The sequence below is a fragment of the Amycolatopsis sp. TNS106 genome, assembly GCF_019330265.1.
GTDB classification, from domain to species: Bacteria; Actinomycetota; Actinomycetes; order Mycobacteriales; family Pseudonocardiaceae; genus Amycolatopsis; species Amycolatopsis lurida.
Genome location: NZ_CP024972.1, coordinates 519,953 through 536,871, shown reverse-complemented (window position 1 = coordinate 536,871; position 16,919 = coordinate 519,953). Strand labels below are relative to the sequence as shown.

At 68.1% G+C, this 16,919-nt stretch carries 14 protein-coding genes; 8 read left to right on the top strand and 6 right to left on the bottom strand.

What is annotated here, in order from left to right:
• Positions 1 to 6: 6 nt before the first annotated feature.
• From CVV72_RS02645 to polA, 3 genes are all read right to left on the bottom strand, one after another.
• Positions 7 to 2,250, bottom strand: a complete 2,244-nt coding sequence (locus CVV72_RS02645; RefSeq protein WP_219150873.1) for a serine/threonine-protein kinase — start codon at positions 2,248 to 2,250, stop codon at positions 7 to 9.
• Positions 2,247 to 3,851, bottom strand: coding sequence for a serine protease (locus tag CVV72_RS02640; RefSeq protein ID WP_255632477.1), 1,605 nt, complete (start codon positions 3,849 to 3,851; stop codon positions 2,247 to 2,249). Before CVV72_RS02640 ends, CVV72_RS02645 begins: the two co-directional genes overlap by 4 nt.
• 64 nt (positions 3,852 to 3,915) lie before the next feature.
• Complete coding sequence (polA, locus tag CVV72_RS02635; protein WP_219150872.1) at positions 3,916 to 6,657, bottom strand: DNA polymerase I; 2,742 nt, start codon at positions 6,655 to 6,657, stop codon at positions 3,916 to 3,918.
• Between the two features lie 184 nt (positions 6,658 to 6,841).
• On the opposite strand from polA, the gene CVV72_RS02630 reads away from it, so the two are divergent.
• Complete coding sequence (locus CVV72_RS02630; protein WP_219150871.1) at positions 6,842 to 7,270, top strand: PaaI family thioesterase; 429 nt, start codon at positions 6,842 to 6,844, stop codon at positions 7,268 to 7,270.
• A gap of 65 nt (positions 7,271 to 7,335) precedes the next feature.
• The gene (locus tag CVV72_RS02625) at positions 7,336 to 8,304 is read left to right on the top strand and encodes a LysR family transcriptional regulator (RefSeq protein ID WP_219150870.1); all 969 of its coding nucleotides are present in this window, start codon (positions 7,336 to 7,338) and stop codon (positions 8,302 to 8,304) included.
• Here CVV72_RS02625 and CVV72_RS02620 read toward each other — a convergent pair.
• On the bottom strand, positions 8,299 to 9,132 hold the full coding sequence (locus tag CVV72_RS02620) for a S9 family peptidase (RefSeq protein ID WP_219150869.1): 834 nt from the start codon (positions 9,130 to 9,132) through the stop codon (positions 8,299 to 8,301). The genes CVV72_RS02625 and CVV72_RS02620 overlap by 6 nt on opposite strands.
• A 435-nt stretch (positions 9,133 to 9,567) precedes the next feature.
• Between CVV72_RS02620 and CVV72_RS02615 the strand changes: the two genes are divergently transcribed.
• The 5 genes from CVV72_RS02615 to CVV72_RS02595 all read left to right on the top strand — a co-directional run bounded on the left by CVV72_RS02615 (position 9,568) and on the right by CVV72_RS02595 (position 14,417).
• A complete protein-coding gene (locus CVV72_RS02615; protein ID WP_219150868.1) occupies positions 9,568 to 10,722 on the top strand; it encodes a branched-chain amino acid ABC transporter substrate-binding protein in 1,155 nt (384 codons plus the stop codon).
• 114 nt (positions 10,723 to 10,836) lie between these two features.
• The gene (locus CVV72_RS02610; RefSeq protein ID WP_034315979.1) at positions 10,837 to 11,808 is read left to right on the top strand and encodes a branched-chain amino acid ABC transporter permease; all 972 of its coding nucleotides are present in this window, start codon (positions 10,837 to 10,839) and stop codon (positions 11,806 to 11,808) included.
• Positions 11,805 to 12,944: a branched-chain amino acid ABC transporter permease gene (locus CVV72_RS02605; protein ID WP_219150867.1), complete on the top strand. Its 1,140-nt coding sequence runs from the start codon at positions 11,805 to 11,807 to the stop codon at positions 12,942 to 12,944. The genes CVV72_RS02610 and CVV72_RS02605 overlap by 4 nt, the downstream gene beginning before the upstream one ends.
• Entirely contained in the window at positions 12,941 to 13,714 is a 774-nt protein-coding gene (locus CVV72_RS02600; RefSeq protein ID WP_219150866.1) for an ABC transporter ATP-binding protein, read from the top strand. Before CVV72_RS02605 ends, CVV72_RS02600 begins: the two co-directional genes overlap by 4 nt.
• Positions 13,704 to 14,417 (top strand): ABC transporter ATP-binding protein, encoded by a 714-nt coding sequence (locus CVV72_RS02595; protein WP_219150865.1) that lies wholly within the window; start codon positions 13,704 to 13,706, stop codon positions 14,415 to 14,417. Before CVV72_RS02600 ends, CVV72_RS02595 begins: the two co-directional genes overlap by 11 nt.
• Before the next feature lie 415 nt (positions 14,418 to 14,832).
• Here CVV72_RS02595 and CVV72_RS02590 read toward each other — a convergent pair whose 3' ends face one another.
• Positions 14,833 to 15,366: a DUF4352 domain-containing protein gene (locus CVV72_RS02590; RefSeq protein ID WP_219150864.1), complete on the bottom strand. Its 534-nt coding sequence runs from the start codon at positions 15,364 to 15,366 to the stop codon at positions 14,833 to 14,835.
• Positions 15,363 to 15,956 carry an ATP-binding protein gene (locus CVV72_RS02585; protein WP_219150863.1) on the bottom strand — a complete coding sequence of 198 codons (594 nt, stop codon included), beginning with the start codon at positions 15,954 to 15,956 and terminating at the stop codon, positions 15,363 to 15,365. The genes CVV72_RS02590 and CVV72_RS02585 overlap by 4 nt, the downstream gene beginning before the upstream one ends.
• Positions 15,957 to 15,988: 32 nt before the next feature.
• Between CVV72_RS02585 and CVV72_RS02580 the strand changes: the two genes are divergently transcribed.
• A complete protein-coding gene (locus CVV72_RS02580) occupies positions 15,989 to 16,813 on the top strand; it encodes a LysR family transcriptional regulator (RefSeq protein WP_255632475.1) in 825 nt (274 codons plus the stop codon).
• The last annotated feature ends 106 nt before the right edge of the window (positions 16,814 to 16,919 follow it).

The window sequence follows — 16,919 nt, the reverse complement described above, 5'->3', positions numbered from 1 at the left end:
CCCCCTTCACACCAAGGTCACCGGTCTTACCGAGTTGGCGAGATCGATCAGCACGTCGTGCGCTTCCGGAGCAGGCGCGTGGTGGGCGAGCCGCCGATACGCCTTGTCCAGCACCGTGCGGGCGCCCGTTTCGCCCGCGCGCAGAATCTCGCCGTCGGTGATCCCGTCCTGTCCGAGGAGCACGGCGGCCAGTCCCGTCTCGCGCACGGCCGTCACCAGCCGGTCGAGGGAGTCGCCGTCGAGGTCCAGAGCGGCCAGCCGGATCACGGCGTCGTCGAGTTCGGCCGACGCCGGGAGGTCACCGGTACCCGGCATCGGCGCGGACAGCACCCGTACCCCGGCGATCCGCGCCGCCTCGTCGTAACGCGAGAATTCCGGGACCTGGTCGAGGATTTCGACGGCGGCGGCGCGGTTGCCGCGCAGCAGCCGGACCCGCGCGAGCCCGAACGCCGCGCTGACCTGCGACCGGTCCCGCACCCATAAGGCGTCGTAATACCGCTCGGCGGCGGCCGCGCCGTTGAGATGCTCCTCGCAGAGCCCCAGCGCGAGTTTCGGCGGCTCCTCGCCGGGGATGTCGCGGTATACGGCGGTGAACTTCTCCTTGGCCGCGGCGAAATCGCCCGCGCCGAGCGCGAGCAGACCCCGATGCCACGCCACTCGCCAGTCGTGGGCGGCGCGCTCGCCGAGCAGCCGTTCGGCCTCCGCCACCGCCAGCGCGCCTTCGACGGTCGCCCCGAGTTCCAGCCGCGCCCGGCACCGGCGGAACTCGACTTCGACCGAACCCGGCACCTTGTCGAGTTTCTTCAGCAGTCGCGCGGCATCGGGCGCCCGGACGGCGCGAAGGAAGTTCGCCCGCGGGTCGTCCGGATCCTCGCGCGGTACCGGGAGACCGACGGCGATCTCCGCGGCGGACGGGCGCGCGCCGAGCGAGACGGGTGTCCCGCGCGTCCAGTGCTCCAACGGCGGCGCCTGGCCGAGACCCGCGTCGAGCAGGACGGCCCCTTCGGCGAACAACGTCGATCCGGCGGGCCTGGATTGCTTGTCCCGCAAAGAAAGGATTTCGCCGAGCACGCCGTCGAGCTGGACCAGCATCTCGCGCGCGGTCGCGAACCGTTGCTCGAACGGGGCGGTCGCGCGGTCGAGGACCCGGAGGAACGATTCGATGCCGAACCGGACGCCACGCGCGTCGGTGGTGACCGACCAGCCGTCGCTGGCCTGGAAGAGTTCCCGCAGCGTCACGCCGACGGTGTGGATGTCGGACCGGACGGTGAGCCCGTGTTCCGCCCGTTCCCGCGGGGACACCTGATAGTGCTCGGTGCCGACGATCGGGCTTTCGTCGTCGGTGATCTTGCGGATGGCGCCGAAATCGATCAGCTTGATCCGCTTCTCGCCGTGGATCACGTTGTCCGGCTTCATGTCGCAGTACAGCAGGCCTTCACCGTGCAGGTAGTCGAGCGCGGTCAGGATCTCGCGCCCGTACGCCACGACGTGCTCGACGAGCAGCCGTCCTTCGCTGGAGTCCAGCGCGGCCCGGCCGCGGTTCTTGACCTCGCGCAGGGAAAGCCCGTCGACGAACTCCATGACGATGTAGCGGAGGTCCTCGTGGCCGACCACGTCGAGGATCCGGACGACGTTGGGATGGTCCAGCGCGGTGAGCACCTGGCTTTCGGTCTCCGCGATCCGGACGGCGGCGGTGTCGTTCGTGTTGATCAGGCCCTTGAGCGCGACGTACCGGTCGCCGAGGCCGGAATCCGTCGCCAGGTAGACGAACCCGAGTCCACCGCGCGCGACACAGCCGAGCACGTGGTACCGGCCGTCGACCACGTCGCCCGCCGCGAGCTTGGGCGAGAAGGAGAACGGCGTCCGGCAGACCGGGCAGAACCCCTCGGTGGGCGCGGGTCCGCCGCCGATCGAACGGCCGACCGGGGTGGCGGTGCACCCGTGCTTGCCGCAGAACCGGTCCTCCTCCGGGACATGCGGCTCGGTGAGCAGGCGGCCCGCGACGTCCGGGAGCTCGACGACCGGCAGCGGGACCCGGTCGTCCGCGCTCGCGTGGCCCGCGATCTGCTGGGAACGGGTGACCACCGTGCTGGTGATCCTGGTCGGCGCCTCGCCGGGGCCGGGGATCACCAGCGTCGGTTCCTCCCGCGGTGCGGGCTCTTCCGGTGTCCCCGGCGGCAATCCGCAGATCTTGCAGAACCCGGTCTTGCCGAGCACACCCGGGCAGCCGTCGTGTCCGCAGGCCGTCATCCGTCGATCCGTTTCCGTACGGTGTCCGCGTACCGCTCGACGGCCGCCGCCGCGGCCACGAGGTCACACGGTCCTTCGAAGAGCATCCGCCAGGCGGGTGCGTAGGCGGCATCCAGTTCGACGTCTTCGACGAGGCCGCTGTTACGGGCCATCTCCCCATACGCGTCGAGCCGGGCGCGCAGTTCCGCGCGCCGCGCGAGGTTCTCGTCGAGGAGGCGACGGAGGTCGCGGGCACGCTCGACGGTTTTGGCCACGGCTCGCTCGCAGACCGGAAGCTGCCGTCGCACCCACTCGGTGTCGCCGTCCTTCTCCGCCGAACGCAGTTGCGTCAACGCGCCTCTCAGCCGTCGCGTCTTGGCATGGACGTGCGGCACGTCGGAGAACCGGGGCGCGTCGCTCAGATTGTCCTTCTCCAGGACATCGAGTTCACCCAACCGGGTTTCCAGCTGGGCGAGGCGGCCTTCGGTGTCGTTCTCCTCGGCGGGCAGGAAGTCCGTGCTCGACCGGACCACGCTCACCCCCGGTGAGGTCTCCTCGCGGAAGGCCAGCGCGAGCCGCAGCCCGAGTTCGTGCGCGCGCTGGGCCAGCGGCACGAGCACCTCGCCGACGAGCGCGTCGGGCTCGGCCGCTTCGTCGATCCCGGAGACGACGACGGTACGGGCGGACCCGTGACGGCCGGCGGGCGAATCCACGGCGACGTCGAGCCGGTCGGAGATCCGGCGGCGGACCTCGTCGGCGGTCTTGCCGACCGCGTCGACGGCGAGCACGACACTGCCCAACGGCGGCACCGTCGGCCCGGTCACGCTCCGGCCCGCACCGCGTTCGCGATCGGCGAGGACGACGGCGCGCCGCAGCGAGGCGGCGACGGCGGAATCGTGTTCGCCCATGATGATCACCCGGACGTCCGCCCGGCCGTGCCCGCCGAGCCACCGGGCGAATTCGCGGGCGAACAACGGATCGATCGCGGGCGGTTCCGGGTAGTGCACGAAGCCGGGGTCGATCGCGGGGCTGCCTTCGGCCCAGCGGCGCAGGGCCGGCAGGTACCCGAGCATGGTCTCGACCGGGATCATCCACGAGACACGGGCGGCCTCCGTCGCGTACCGGGTCGCGACCATGCCGACGACGTGCCCGGTCTTCTCGGCGATCACCGCGGAACCGCTGAAGCCGTGGGTGATCGGCTCGGCGTCCGGTGTCCGGTGCAACTGGACGCGTTCGAGCCCGTGACCGCCATCGCCGACGACGGTCGCCAGCGACCACATGCCGTCCGAACCGGCCGGGAAGCCGTACGCGCGGACTCGCTGCCCGTCTTCGAGAGCCGCCCGGTGGAGCGGGGCACCGGAGATCTGTTCCTCGGCGTCACGCAACCGGAGCAACGCGACGTCCCCGCCGTCGTCGCCGATCGGCGCCGCCCGCGCGAGAACCGTGGCGATTCCCGGCTCCACGCCGGGAAGCGCCACGAAATCCACGGCGACGTCGTCGTGGCCTTCGATCACGTGAGCGCAGGTGAGGAGATGTTCGCCGTCGAGCATGGTCCCGGCGCCCAGGATCCGCCCACGATGATCGCGCAGCCGCACCCGCCAGCGTCTGCGCTCGGAAGTCACGCGAAAGACCCTACCGATCGTGAGTGGTAATGACGGTTCTAACCGTCATTACCACTCACGAGGCCTAATGCGCGGCGTCGTTCCAGGACCGGCCGTATCCGACCGAGACCTCCAGCGGGACCGCCAGTTCGTAAGCGGAGCCCATTCCCTGGCGCACCAACGGTTCCAGCTGCTCGCGCTCACCTTCGGCGACCTCGAGGACGAGCTCGTCGTGGACCTGCAGCAGCACGCGGCTCTTCAGCTTCGCCTCGGTCAGCGCCTTGTGCACGTTGAGCATGGCGACCTTGATGATGTCGGCCGCGCTGCCCTGGATGGGGGCGTTGAGCGCCATCCGCTCGGCCATTTCGCGGCGCTGCCGGTTGTCGCTGTTGAGGTCCGGCAGATACCGGCGGCGGCCGAAGATCGTCTCGGTGTAACCGACCTTCGCCGCGTCGCCCACGACCGAATGGAGGTAGTCGCGCACGCCGCCGAAACGGGAGAAGTACGCCTCCATCTGTTCCTTGGCCTCTTCGGTCGAGATCCGCAGCTGCTGCGAAAGCCCGTACGCCGAAAGCCCGTACGCCAAGCCGTACGACATCGCCTTCACCCGGAAACGCAGTTCCGGCGTGATCTCCTCCGGCGGCAGCGAGAACGCCCGCGACGCCACGAAAGTGTGCAGATCCTCGCCGCTGTTGAAGGCCTGGATCAGCCCTTCGTCCTGCGAGAGGTGCGCCATGATCCGCATTTCGATCTGGCTGTAGTCCGCCGTCATCAGCTCGGCGTACCCGTCACCGACGACGAAGGCGTCACGGATGCGGCGGCCTTCCTCGGTGCGGATCGGGATGTTCTGCAGGTTCGGGTCGACGGAGGAGAGCCGTCCGGTGGCGGCGATCGTCTGCAGCAGCGTGGTGTGGATACGGCCGTCGTCGGCGACCGACTTGATCAGGCCCTCGACCGTGGTGCGCAGCCTGGTCGCGTCCCGGTGCTCCAGCAGATGCTGCAGGAACGGGTGCTCGGTCTTCTCGAACAGGCTCTGCAGCGCCTCGGCATCGGTGGTGTAGCCGGTCTTGGTGCGCTTGGTCTTCGGCATGCCGAGCTCGTCGAACAGGATGACCTGCAGCTGCTTCGGCGAACCGAGGTTGACCTGCTTGCCGATGACCGCGTACGCCTCCTCCGCGGCCTGTGTCACCCGGCCGAGGTAGTGCGCTTCCAGGTTGGTCAGGTGCTCGATGTCGACCGCGATCCCCGCCGCCTCGAGGCCGGTGATCACCTGCAGCAGCGGCAGTTCGAGCTCGGCGAGCAGCTGCGCGCCGCCCAGTTCTTCGAGCTCCTTGGTCAGCGCGCCGGCGAGCTCGAAGACCGCGCGGGCCTTGACCAGCTCGGCCTGGATCTCCTTCTGCTCCATGTCCTCGGCGCCGCCGTCGAGCAGCGAAAGCTGCCCGTCCCCGGTGTCGGCCTCGGACCGCAGCTCGCGGTGCAGGTACCGCAGGGCCAGGTCGTCGAGTTCGAAAGTGCGCTGCCCCGGGCGGACCAGGTACGCCGCGAGCGCGGTGTCCATGACGAGCCCGGCGAACGTCCAGCCGCGCGCCCGGACGGCGTGCAGCGGGACCTTGAGCTCGTGGCCGATCTTCTGGATCTTCTCGTCGGCGAGCCAGGCCGTGAGCGCCTTGTCGTCCTCGGCGTCCATCGCGGTGACGTCGACATACGCGCCCTCGCCGTCCGCGGCCGCGAACGTGATGGCCTTCAGGTCGGAGCGGACCGACGCCCCGGTGGTGCGGAACGCCAGGCCGACGGGCTGGTCCTGGCCGGTGTGCGCGGACAGCCATTCCGCGAGCGCGCCCGGCGCGAGCTTCGAACCGCTGACCTCGAAACCCTCCTCGGCCTCGGGCTCGGCACTCTGCAGGGTGGCGAAGAGCCGGTCTCGCAGGACGCGGAACTCCAGCTCGTCGAACAGCGCGTGGACGGCCTCGCGGTCCCACGGGCGCAGCTCGAGCATCGTGGGGCCGAGCTCCAGCTCGACGTCGCGGATCAGCTCGGTGAGCTGGCGGTTCAGCATGACGGCGCCGAGGTGCTCGCGCAGCGCGTCGCCGACCTTGCCCTTGACCTCGTCGACGCGGTCGACCAGCTCGTTGAACGAGCCGAACTGCCTGATCCACTTCGCGGCCGTCTTCTCACCGACGCCCGGGATGCTGGGCAGGTTGTCCGAGGGGTCGCCACGCAGCGCGGCGAAGTCCGGGTACTGCGCCGGGGTGAGGCCGTACTTCTCCTCGACCGCCTCCGGGGTGAAGCGGGTCATCTCCGACACGCCGCGCTTCGGGTACAGCACGGTGACCTGGTCGGTCACCAGCTGGAGCGCGTCACGGTCACCCGTACAGATGAGGACGTCGAAACCTTCGGCGGTCGCCTGTGTCGTGAGCGTGGCGATGATGTCGTCGGCTTCGTAGTTCTCCTTGGTCAGCGCCGGGATGCCGAGGACCTTCAGCACGTCCTCGACCAGCCCGACCTGGCCCTTGAACTCGTCCGGGGTGGTGCTGCGGTTGGCCTTGTACTCCGCGTACGTCTCCGACCGGAACGTCTTGCGGGAGAGGTCGAACGCCACCGCGAGGTGGGTCGGCGCCTCGTCGCGCAGCAGGTTGATGAGCATCGAGGTGAACCCGAATACCGCGTTCGTCGTCTGCCCGGTCTTCGTCTTGAAGTTCTCCGCGGGCAGCGCGAAGAACGCGCGATACGCCATCGAATGGCCGTCGATCAGCAGCAGTTTGGGCCGCTCGGCCTGTGCGGTGGCGGGTGTGGCGTTGGCAACGGTCGTGTTCTCACTCGGGCTCACGGGAGCGAGTCTAGGGTGAGGGTCTGACAGTCCTGCCCGTCGTGTCTGTTGCGGCCTGTCGGCGGAGCTGCTCAGACCCCTTGGCGCAGGAAGCTCGCCAGGCCGGAGGCAGGACGTGAGAAAAACTCGATGACATGTGCCCAGTCGACGCGGTCGCGGGTTCACGAATGTTAAGGAGCTCTGCGTGACCGACCAAGCCCTCGAATCCTTCGCCGGGATCGACCCGGCCTTCGCCGGACAGCAGCTCAACGACAAGCTCGGGCTCGAGATCAGCGAATTCGGCCCCGAACGCGTCGTGGGCAGCATCCCGGTAGAGGGCAACCTCCAGCCCTACGGCCTCCTCCACGGCGGCGCGAACGCCGTCGTCGCCGAGGCGCTCGGTTCGATGGTCTGCGCGCTCAACGCCGGCACCGACAAGGCGACCATGGGGCTCGAACTCTCGTGCACGCACCACCGGGCGGTCCGGTCCGGGCGGGTGACCGGTGTCGCGACGCCGGTGCACGTCGGGCGCGGCACCGTGACGGCCGAGATCGTGCTGACCGACGACCAGGGGCGCCGGTCGTGCACGGCGCGGCTGACGTGCGTGGTGCGGGAGCGGCCGCCGGGCAGGTGAGTCCGTGAAGGCCTCCTTCACTACCTTGAGGGTAGGCAAGGGGGCCTTCACGTACCTTCAGGGACGTGGATCTCGACACGGCCCAGGTGCGCGCGTTCGTCGCCACCGCCGACCACGGCCATTTCGGTCGCGCGGCGGAATCCCTGTTCCTCACCCAGCAGGCGCTGTCGAAACGCGTCCGGAAGCTCGAGGACGCCCTGTCGGTCCAGCTCTTCCGCCGCACCAACCGGTCCGTCGAGCTGACCGCCGAGGGCGACCGGTTCCTCCCGCACGCGCGCGAGCTGATCCGCGCGGCCGACGCCGCGGTCGCCGCGATGGGCCTGCACGACCGCCCGCCCCGTCTCGACGTCATCGATCCGCGCCTGTCCCCCATGTACATGCTGCGCCGCATCGCCCAGCGGGACCCGGCGCTGGCGGTCGAGCGCGTCGCCGGACGCGGGCTGGCCAACGCCCTCGACCCCCTGGTCCGCGGCGAGATCGACCTCGCGTTCGGCCGCGTCGCGGACCTCGGCCGCGAAGTGCCCGCGGAACTCGAACACCGGCTGGTCCGGCTGGAGCCACTGGTCGCCCTTCTCGCACCGGAACACCCGCTCGCCGGCAGTGACGCCCTCGATGTCCTGAAATTGTCCGATCTCCGGAGCGAGGGCATCTGGATTCCGCAATTGGGCGGCCCCATCGAATGGCTTTCTTATTTGCAACGCCTATGCAAAGAATTCGACGTCCCGATCGACGACTCCGGGGTCAGTTACGACCTCAGGCACACTCTGGAACAGACTCGCTACGGGAAGCAGCGGGTCACCCTCGCCGGCGCCGACATGGACCTCGCCTCCGACCTCAATCTGCGGGTCCTGCCGTTCGAGCCTTCGCCGCTGTTCCCGTGGTCGGTGGTGTGGCGGCGCGGCGAAGGCCCGGCCGTGCGGCGCCTGCTGGCGCTCGCCGGCCGGACCAGCCACGAAGAAGGTTGGTGCACCTACGATCCCGCGCGCTCCTGGCTGCCGGACGACGACCTCAGACAGCTAGGGCGTGCTTCATAAGCCTGTTCGATGGGCTTCGCGCCCGAGGTGCCGGGCGAACCAGCGCGTGAGCTCGGCGTCGACCAGCTTCGCGTGCTCCGTCTGCGGAGCCGGTTCGAGGCCGGGCGCCTCGGCGAATTCGTGCGCCATCCCCGGGATGGTGACGAGCTCGGATCGCCCCTCCCCCAACGCCTTGTGCAGGACTTCGGCCGGTTCCGTGATCGACACGTCGTCCTCCTCGCCGATGACGAGCAGGACCGGCGCGGTCAGCTCGTCCGCCCGCCGCACGTAGTCGTACTCGTCGGCGACCGCGCGGGACCGGTCCGACCAGTGATAGGTGACGTCGTAGACCCGCTCGTTCGCCGCGATCACCGGCGCCAGCTGCGTCACCGGGTTCACCAGCGCGGCCGCCGCCACCGGGATCTCCGGGTGGGTCAGCATCTGCAACGCCACCGCGCCGCCCTGCGAACCGCCTGCCAGCCCGACCGGTCCGTCCTCAATGGACAGGCGGGAGCGCAGTTCCGCCACCGCGGCCGGGAACTCCGCCTCGACCTGCCTGGTCAGCGGTTCGACGACGTTGAGCACGTTGTCTTCGCTCGCGAGCCGGAAGAAGCCCTCGAAACCACCCTCGGGAAACCGTTTACCGGTCAGCGGCAACCCGAGGTGCACCCGCCACGCGTGCAGCCCCCGCATCGGCAGCGCCGCCGCCATGGCCGCCTCGCTGAACGGCGCGCCCAGCAGATGCCAGGTCAGCACCAGCGGCGCCGGACGTTTCCGGTCCGACGGCGGCACCGCCACGAACGGAACCCCTGCTGCCACGCCTTCGATCGCTTCGGTACTCATCGTCATGGCCACAGTCAATCGGGAGGTCAGGGCCCAGATCCAACAGCCGTTCGGACCACGACGACAACCATCGGTTGTCACGGCACCGGAGAAGAGAGGCACCGTTGACGCCCTTTGGGGCAATATCGCTACGACGAACGGTCACCTTTCGGACTGCGGGAAGGCGCGAGATACGCGCCCGAAACATGATCATTACCCACGAGCATGATCGACGTGGTAGCGGTGAATCCCCAGCGTGACCAGCCAAGACTCGCCAATCGGCAACGTTCGCCTTTTCGTGCGATTCATTCTGGTTTCGACCGTCACGATGTGGACACAGAGTGATGGGCGTCTGTCCAGATCATGGCGGAGAGGGATATCTTCCTGCCCTAACCTAGCCCCTGTGTCGGGGGCAACGCCTACCGGCGGCTGGTTGGTCATGGGAGGTAGTCGGTGTCAGGAGTGCGTTTTGGACGGGTTTTCGCCGTCGCGGCGGCTGCGTCGCTGGCGCTGGCGGGCTGCGCAGGCGGCAGCAGCTCGTCCGGCAGCGGTGACAGCAACACGCTGAAGATCGGGTTCATGGGTGACCTCACCGGTGAGAACTCCGGGATCGTGATCCCGCCCCGCAACGGCGCCAAGCTCGCTATCGACGAGTACAACAAGACGAACCCGGCGATCAAGCTGGAGCTCAAGGAATACGACAGCCAGGGCAAGCCCGAGCAGGCGACGTCGCTGATCGCGACCGCCGTCGGCCAGGACAAGATCACCGCGCTGATCGGCCCGGCGTTCTCCGGTGAGTCGAAGGCCATCGGTGGTCAGCTGGAGCAGAACAAGATCCCGAGTGTCTCGCCCTCGGCCACCAACGCGGGCCTCTCCTCGAACGGATGGAAGTACTGGCACCGCGTCGTCGCGAGCGACGCCAGCCAGGGACCGGCGATCGCCAACTTCCTCGTCACGGCGAAGTCGCCCAAGAAGGCCTACATCATCTCGGACGACCAGGAATACAGCGTCGGCCTGGCCGACAACTTCGAGAAGACCTTGAAGGAGAAGAACGTCCCGAGCGAGCGCGACAAGTTCGCCAAGGACGCGTCGGACTACTCCTCGACCGTCCAGAAGGTCAAGGCCGCGAACCCGGACATCATCCTCTTCGGTGGCTACTACGCCCAGGGTGGCCGTCTGCTCAAGCAGCTGCGTGACGGCGGCGTGACCGCCACCTTCGCCACCGGTGACGGTTCGCTCGACGCCCAGCTGGTCAGCGGTGCGGGTGCCGCGGCCGCCGAGAAGGCCGTCGTCGGCTGCCCGTGCAACATCCCGGACGCCGGCTCCACCGACGAGTTCAGCACCAAGTACAAGGCCGCGTTCAACGTCGATCCGGCGATCTACTCGAGCGAGGGTTACGACGCCGCGACCGCCATCATCAACGCGGTCAAGTCCGGCGCCAACACCTCGGAGAAGATCAACGAGGCCCTCAAGACGATCGACTTCAAGGGTGCCTCGAAGCAGATCAAGTTCAAGGAGAACGGCGAACCGTCGACGGAAGCGATCAACATCTACCAGGTCACCGGTGGTGTCCTGAAGAACCTCGGCGTCTCGACCGAAGCCAAGCTCAACGGCTGACGGAGCAGATAGGAACACCTAACGGAAGCGGGGGCGCTGTGCGATCACAGCACCCCCGCTTCCCGCAAATGTGGCGAAAGAAATCCTCGCCCCGTCCCGTAAGGCATCCACGTCATGCTTCAAGATCTGCAAGCCCAGTTCCTCGGTAGCACCATCGGCGGACTGGTCGCCGGAAGCATCTACGCCCTCATCGCCCTCGGCTACACAATGGTCTACGGCGTGCTCCGGCTCATCAACTTCGCGCATTCCGAAATCTTCATGATCGGGACGGTCACGTCCCTGTTCGTCCTGATCACCATCGCGGGTGGCACCGCCCCGATCACGCTCGGCGTGTTCGGGATGATCGCCGTACTGCTGTTGATCATCATCGCTTCGGCCGCCGTATCCGGTGGTGCGGCGGTCCTGCTGGAACAAGTGGCCTACCGGCCGCTCCGCAAGAAGGGCGCGACCCGGCTCGCCGCCCTGATCTCCGCCATCGGCGCCTCGCTGTTCCTCCAGGAGCTGTTCGGCCTCGAGATCATCGAATGGATCACCGACAAATCCGGTCGTGTGCAACAGAACGCGCCGCGGTTCATCCCGCACGAGGAGCTTTTCCACATCGGCAACGGGGTCGTGCGCACGGACCACGTCTTCGTCGTCGTCGGCGCCGTGATCATGATGGTCGTCCTCGACCAGCTGGTCAGCCGTACTCGCATCGGCCGCGGTATCCGTGCCACCGCACAGGATCCCGAAGCCGCCGTGCTGATGGGCGTCAGCATCGACAAGATCGTGCGCCTCACGTTCCTGCTCGGTGGCGCGATGGCCGGCGTCGCGGCGGCGCTGTACGTCATGGAGTACGAGAACACCGATTACCGCATCGGCTTCCTCCTCGGTATCAAGGCGTTCACCGCGGCCGTGCTGGGAGGTATCGGCAACCTGCGCGGCGCTCTGCTCGGTGGCATCGTGCTCGGCCTGGTGGAGAACTGGAGTTCCATCTTCTTCGGTTCGGCTTGGAAGGACGTCACCGCCTTCGTGGTACTGGTGCTGGTCCTGATGTTCCGACCCACCGGCATCCTCGGTGAATCGCTGCAGCGGGCACGCGCATGAAGGGCAACGAAGAAGTGGCTGAAAAGTCCCCAGAGAACGGCAAGGCCGGGCGCGCCGGCTTTCACCCCGTGGACGGCATGCGGGATTGGTGGGCACGCGCCCCGCATTGGCAGCGTTATGGCGTGTACCTAGCCCTGATCATCGGCGCGCTGATCCTTCCCGCGCCCGCGATCGGCTCGTTCATGTCCCCGGAATCGGACTGGACCACGGTCCTGATCTTCCCGGTCGGGGTGTACATCCTGCTGGCGATCGGCTTGAACATCGTGGTCGGTCACGCGGGCATGCTCGACCTCGGGTTCGTCGCGTTCTTCGCGATCGGCGCGTACACGCTCGCCGTGATGGGCACCCTGCACGGCTGGGGGTTCTGGGGCACGCTCGTGCTCGGCATCTTCCTGGCGGCGATGTCGGGGGTGATCCTCGGCGCTCCGACGCTCCGGCTGCGCGGTGACTATCTGGCCATCGTGACCCTCGGCTTCGGTGAGATCGTCCGGATCACCGCGACGAACACCGACTCCATCGGCGGCGCCCGCGGTATCACCAACATCCCGCACCCGGAACCCATGTTCGGGACCGAGTTCCTGCTCGACCCGGCGCCGTACTACTACCTGATCGTCGCGGCGATCGTGATCGCGATCGTCTTCTCCGTGCGGCTGCACAAGAGCCGGGTCGGCCGGGCGTGGGCGGCCATCCGCGAGGACGAGGACGCCGCCGAGCTGATGGGCGTCCCGACGTTCAAGTTCAAGCTGCTGGCGTTCGCCATCGGCGCCATGCTCGGCGGTATGGCCGGTGTGGTCTACGCCAGCAAGGCCGTCTTCATCGAGCCGAACAACTTCCCGTTCATCCTGTCCGCGACCATCCTCGCGGCCGTGGTGCTCGGTGGCGCGGGCAACCTGCCCGGTGTCATGCTCGGCGCGTTCCTGGTCGCCTGGCTTCCGGAGCGGTTCCGGTTCCTGTCCGAGTACCGCATCCTGATCTTCGGTGGGGTGCTGGTGCTGATGATGGCGCTGCGGCCGGAGGGCCTGCTGCCGTCGCGGCAGCGGAAGGCGGAACTACACGAAGGAACGGGCGGGATGGGTGCCATGGGCGCCGAGGTCGCGGGTCCGGATTCCGAGGCTTCGGCGGAGGTGACGAAATGAGCGCACTGCTCGAATTCGACAACGTGACGATGCGCTTCGGCGGCGTCACGGCCTTGAAGGAAGTCGACCTCGCCATCAACCAGGGTGAGATCTTCGCCCTGATCGGCCCGAACGGCGCGGGCAAGACCACGGTCTTCAACGTGATCACCGGCGTCTACCGGCCGACCGAAGGCCAGGTGCGCTTCGGCGACACCCGGGTCGACGGGATGAAGCGGTTCAAGATCAACCAGGCCGGGATCGCCCGGACGTTCCAGAACATCCGGCTGTTCCACAACATGTCGGCGCTCGAGAACGTGATGGTCGGTGCGGACTCGCACCACAAGACCGGTGCGATCTCGGCGACGCTGGGCCTGCCCGTGCACCGCAAGGAAGAGAAGCGGGGCCGCGAGCTGGCGAGGGAACTGCTGGACTTCGTCGGCATCGGCCGGGTCGAGCACAACACCGCGAAGAACCTCTCCTACGGCGACCAGCGCCGTCTGGAGATCGCGCGTGCGCTCGCGACCGACCCGAAGCTGTTGCTGCTCGACGAGCCCGCCGCCGGGATGAACCCGGCGGAGAAGAACTCGCTGCAGCAACTGATCCGCAAGATCCGTGACGACGGCCGCACCGTGCTGCTCATCGAGCACGACATGGGCCTGGTCATGCAGATCGCCGACCGGCTGGCCGTGCTCGACTTCGGCCAGAAGATCGCAGAAGGGCTCCCCCACGAGGTGCAGAACAACCAAAAGGTGATCGAGGCTTACCTGGGGGTGGCGGAAGATGCTTCTTGAGGTTCAGGACATCAACGTCCACTACGGGAAGATCGCCGCGCTCAAGGGTATGACCATCGAGGTCGACGAGGGCGAGATCGTTTCGCTCATCGGGGCCAACGGTGCCGGCAAGACCACGACGCTGAAGACGATCTCGGGGCTGCGTCCGCTGACCAGCGGCCGGATCCTCTTCGACGGCAAGGACATCTCGAAGACGCCCGGCCACAAACGGGTCGAGCTCGGGATCGGCCAGTCACCGGAAGGCCGGGGCGTGTTCCCCGGGATGACGGTGCAGGAGAACCTCCTGATGGGTGCCTACACCCGCAAGGACGACCTGAAGGCCGACCTCGACGAAGTCTACGAGCTGTTCCCGCGGCTGAACGAGCGCAAAACCCAGTTCGGCGGCACGATGTCCGGTGGCGAGCAGCAGATGATCGCCATCGGCCGCGCGCTGATGACCAAACCCAAGGTGCTGCTGCTCGACGAGCCGTCCATGGGCCTGGCGCCGATGCTGATCGCGCAGATCTTCGACATCATCCGCGAGATCAACAAGCGCGGGACCACGGTCCTGCTGGTGGAGCAGAACGCGCAGCAGGCGCTGAAGCTCTCCGACCGCGCGTACGTGCTGGAGACCGGTCGAGTGGTCAAGAGCGCCCGCGGTTCCGAGTTACTGGACGACCCGCAGGTGCGGGCCGCCTACCTCGGTGGTGATCTGGGCGTCTGACGCCTCTCGGAAAGGGCCCCGTCGCGTTTCGCGGCGGGGCCCTTTCTCTGCCGGTGGTCCGGACGGACTGTCCCCGCTTGAATTCCACGGGGCGAGCAGGGAACGCACGAGCCCCCTGTGGATGCTTCAGCCCCTCCAGGTCGTGCTTCTCATGCCGGTTTGATCATTGAGAGGTGCGGCAAGGTGGCGGTGTGTGGAAACAGGGACGTTGAGTGTCCCTATTTCCACACACCCCCACCTGAACCGGCCATGACAGGGACGGTCTCGCCGGACTGTGTGGATTTCGGGTCATCCAACGCCCCAAAATCCACACAGTGACCGGAAACGCCGCTCACGACCCGCTTGAACTGGGCCGAAAGCCCCCTTCATCGCATCAGACGCGGCTAAGGCATCGCGCGAGCCCCGGTCGGGCTTCTCAGGTCAGCTTGATGTCCGTGCCGGTGAGGTTCTTCATGTCGGTCAGCGTCGGACCGCCGAAAGCCCGCAGCACCACGGGTTTCGCCTCCTTCGGGAGATCGAAGTAGAGGTCGAACTCGACCCGCACGCCGCGCCCGAGCTCGAACTTGTCCGGCTGCCGTTTGATCGTCATGGCCTGGTTGTCGACCGCGATCACCGCGCCGGAATCGGTGACGAGCTGCTGGCGCCGCGTGTCGAAGAGGATCCCGGAGAGGCCCTTTCCCGTCACCACCAGCCGAAGCCGGACGAACTGTCCCTTCGCCTCGAATTCGGTGTGGCTGCCGGTGAGGCTGGGGAGCCCGGCGGCCACGCCGATGAGCGAGAACTCGGTCTCCCCGTTGAGCGCCGGTGGCAGGTGCAGGGCGGTCTCGTCCGGACGGACCTCACGCGCCGGCAGGTCGTAGACGGGTTTGGCGGGCGGCGGTACCTGCCCGGCCGAGCACCCCGTGAGCAGGGCCAGTACCGAAGCCGCCGCGGTCAGGCACCTTCTCATCGGACGACCTCCACCCTCAAGTACGGCCACCCGTCGACTTCCGGCAGCCGAACAGGGCCTACTTCCGCGCCCGGGGAGAAGTGCACCGTCGTTCCCGTCGTACCGTCGTCGGCGATCGGCGTCAGATCGGTGACCGGAACTCCGCGTTCGTAACGCTGGGTCCAAGAGCCGTTGTGCCGCCGGTTGGTGTGCACGAGCCAGTCGCTCAGGCCCGCCACGACCGACACCCCGCGACGCGGATGACCGTCCGGAAGCCATTGTTTTCCCGGGAAATCGAAGAAGCGCAGATCCTTGGTCGACATGACCGGTTTCTTCACGAAGCCGCCGTGCCCGTCCGCGCGGGTGTCGGTGCCCCGCCCGTCGTCCGCCACCGAGACCGAGCCGTCGGGGTGGACCGTGACGACGGCCTTCCCGTGGCCGGTGCTTTCGGCTTCCTCCGCCGCGTAGGCGAGCACTTCGAGGATCAGGTGCGCGACTCCGCCGGGGGCGAACTCCCCGGGGTTCCGGCGGACATACCTCAGATGCCCGGCGTCCACGGACCCGGCCCAGTCGTGCGTGGTGGTGCGCCATCGGGCTTCTCCGTCAGTCACGCCGCCATTCTCCTACGGGTTAGTGTGCGGCTGTGGAGATACGACGTCTTCGATATCTGTGCGCCGTGGCGGAGGAAGGGCATCTCACCCGCGCGGCGGAGCGTCTCGGCCTCCGCGCGTCGTCGCTCAGCCAGCAGATCATCGCGCTGGAACGGGAACTGGACGCGACCTTGTTCGTCCGGACCCAGGCGGGGATGACGCCCACCGCCGCCGCCCTGGCGCTGCTCCCCCACGCCCGGCGGATACTGGAGGAGGCCGAACTCGGCGCGCGGGCCGTCCGCGACGCCACCCTGGCCCGTCCGCTCCGCGTCGGTGTGACGCCGGGTGCGCCGCCTGCCATCCTGTCGGCCTTGTACGCCGAAGCGGTGGAGATCGACGACCTGCCCGCCGCGCGGCAGCTCGACCTCCTCCGCCGCGGCGCGCTCGACGCCGGACTGCTCGCCTTGCCGGAGGACGTGGACGGACTGCGCGTCGCCGTCGTGAGCGAGAGGCCGTTGGGTGTGCTCGTCTCAGACGCCCACTCCCTGGCCCGGCTCGACGAAGTGGGCTGGGAGGACCTCACCGGCCTGGACCTCCTTCTGTACGAAAGAAAGCTGGCTCCCGGCTACCACGACAGGCTGCTCGCGGACTGCGCGGCGGCGGGCTGGCGGCCTGCTCACGTCCGCGCCGGACCGCCTCGGCGGTCGCTGTTCGTCGCCGAACTGCGGCACGGTGGCGACGTCGTCGCCTTGCGTCCCCGAGAGGAACCGGCCGAAGGCCTGCGCTGGTTGCCGCTGCGGGAGGCCCCGGTCGTCCGGCACGCGCTCGTGTGGGACCCGGCGCACGAGTCTTCGGAGCGGATCGCCGCGCTGGTATGACGGCGCCCACAGCGGATCTCCGCGCCGTCCGCCCGACCTCTGCTCTTCGGCGCTCCCGGACGGCCGTACGGATCCGCCTCGTGGACGGGACCCCGCGTTCCGCGAT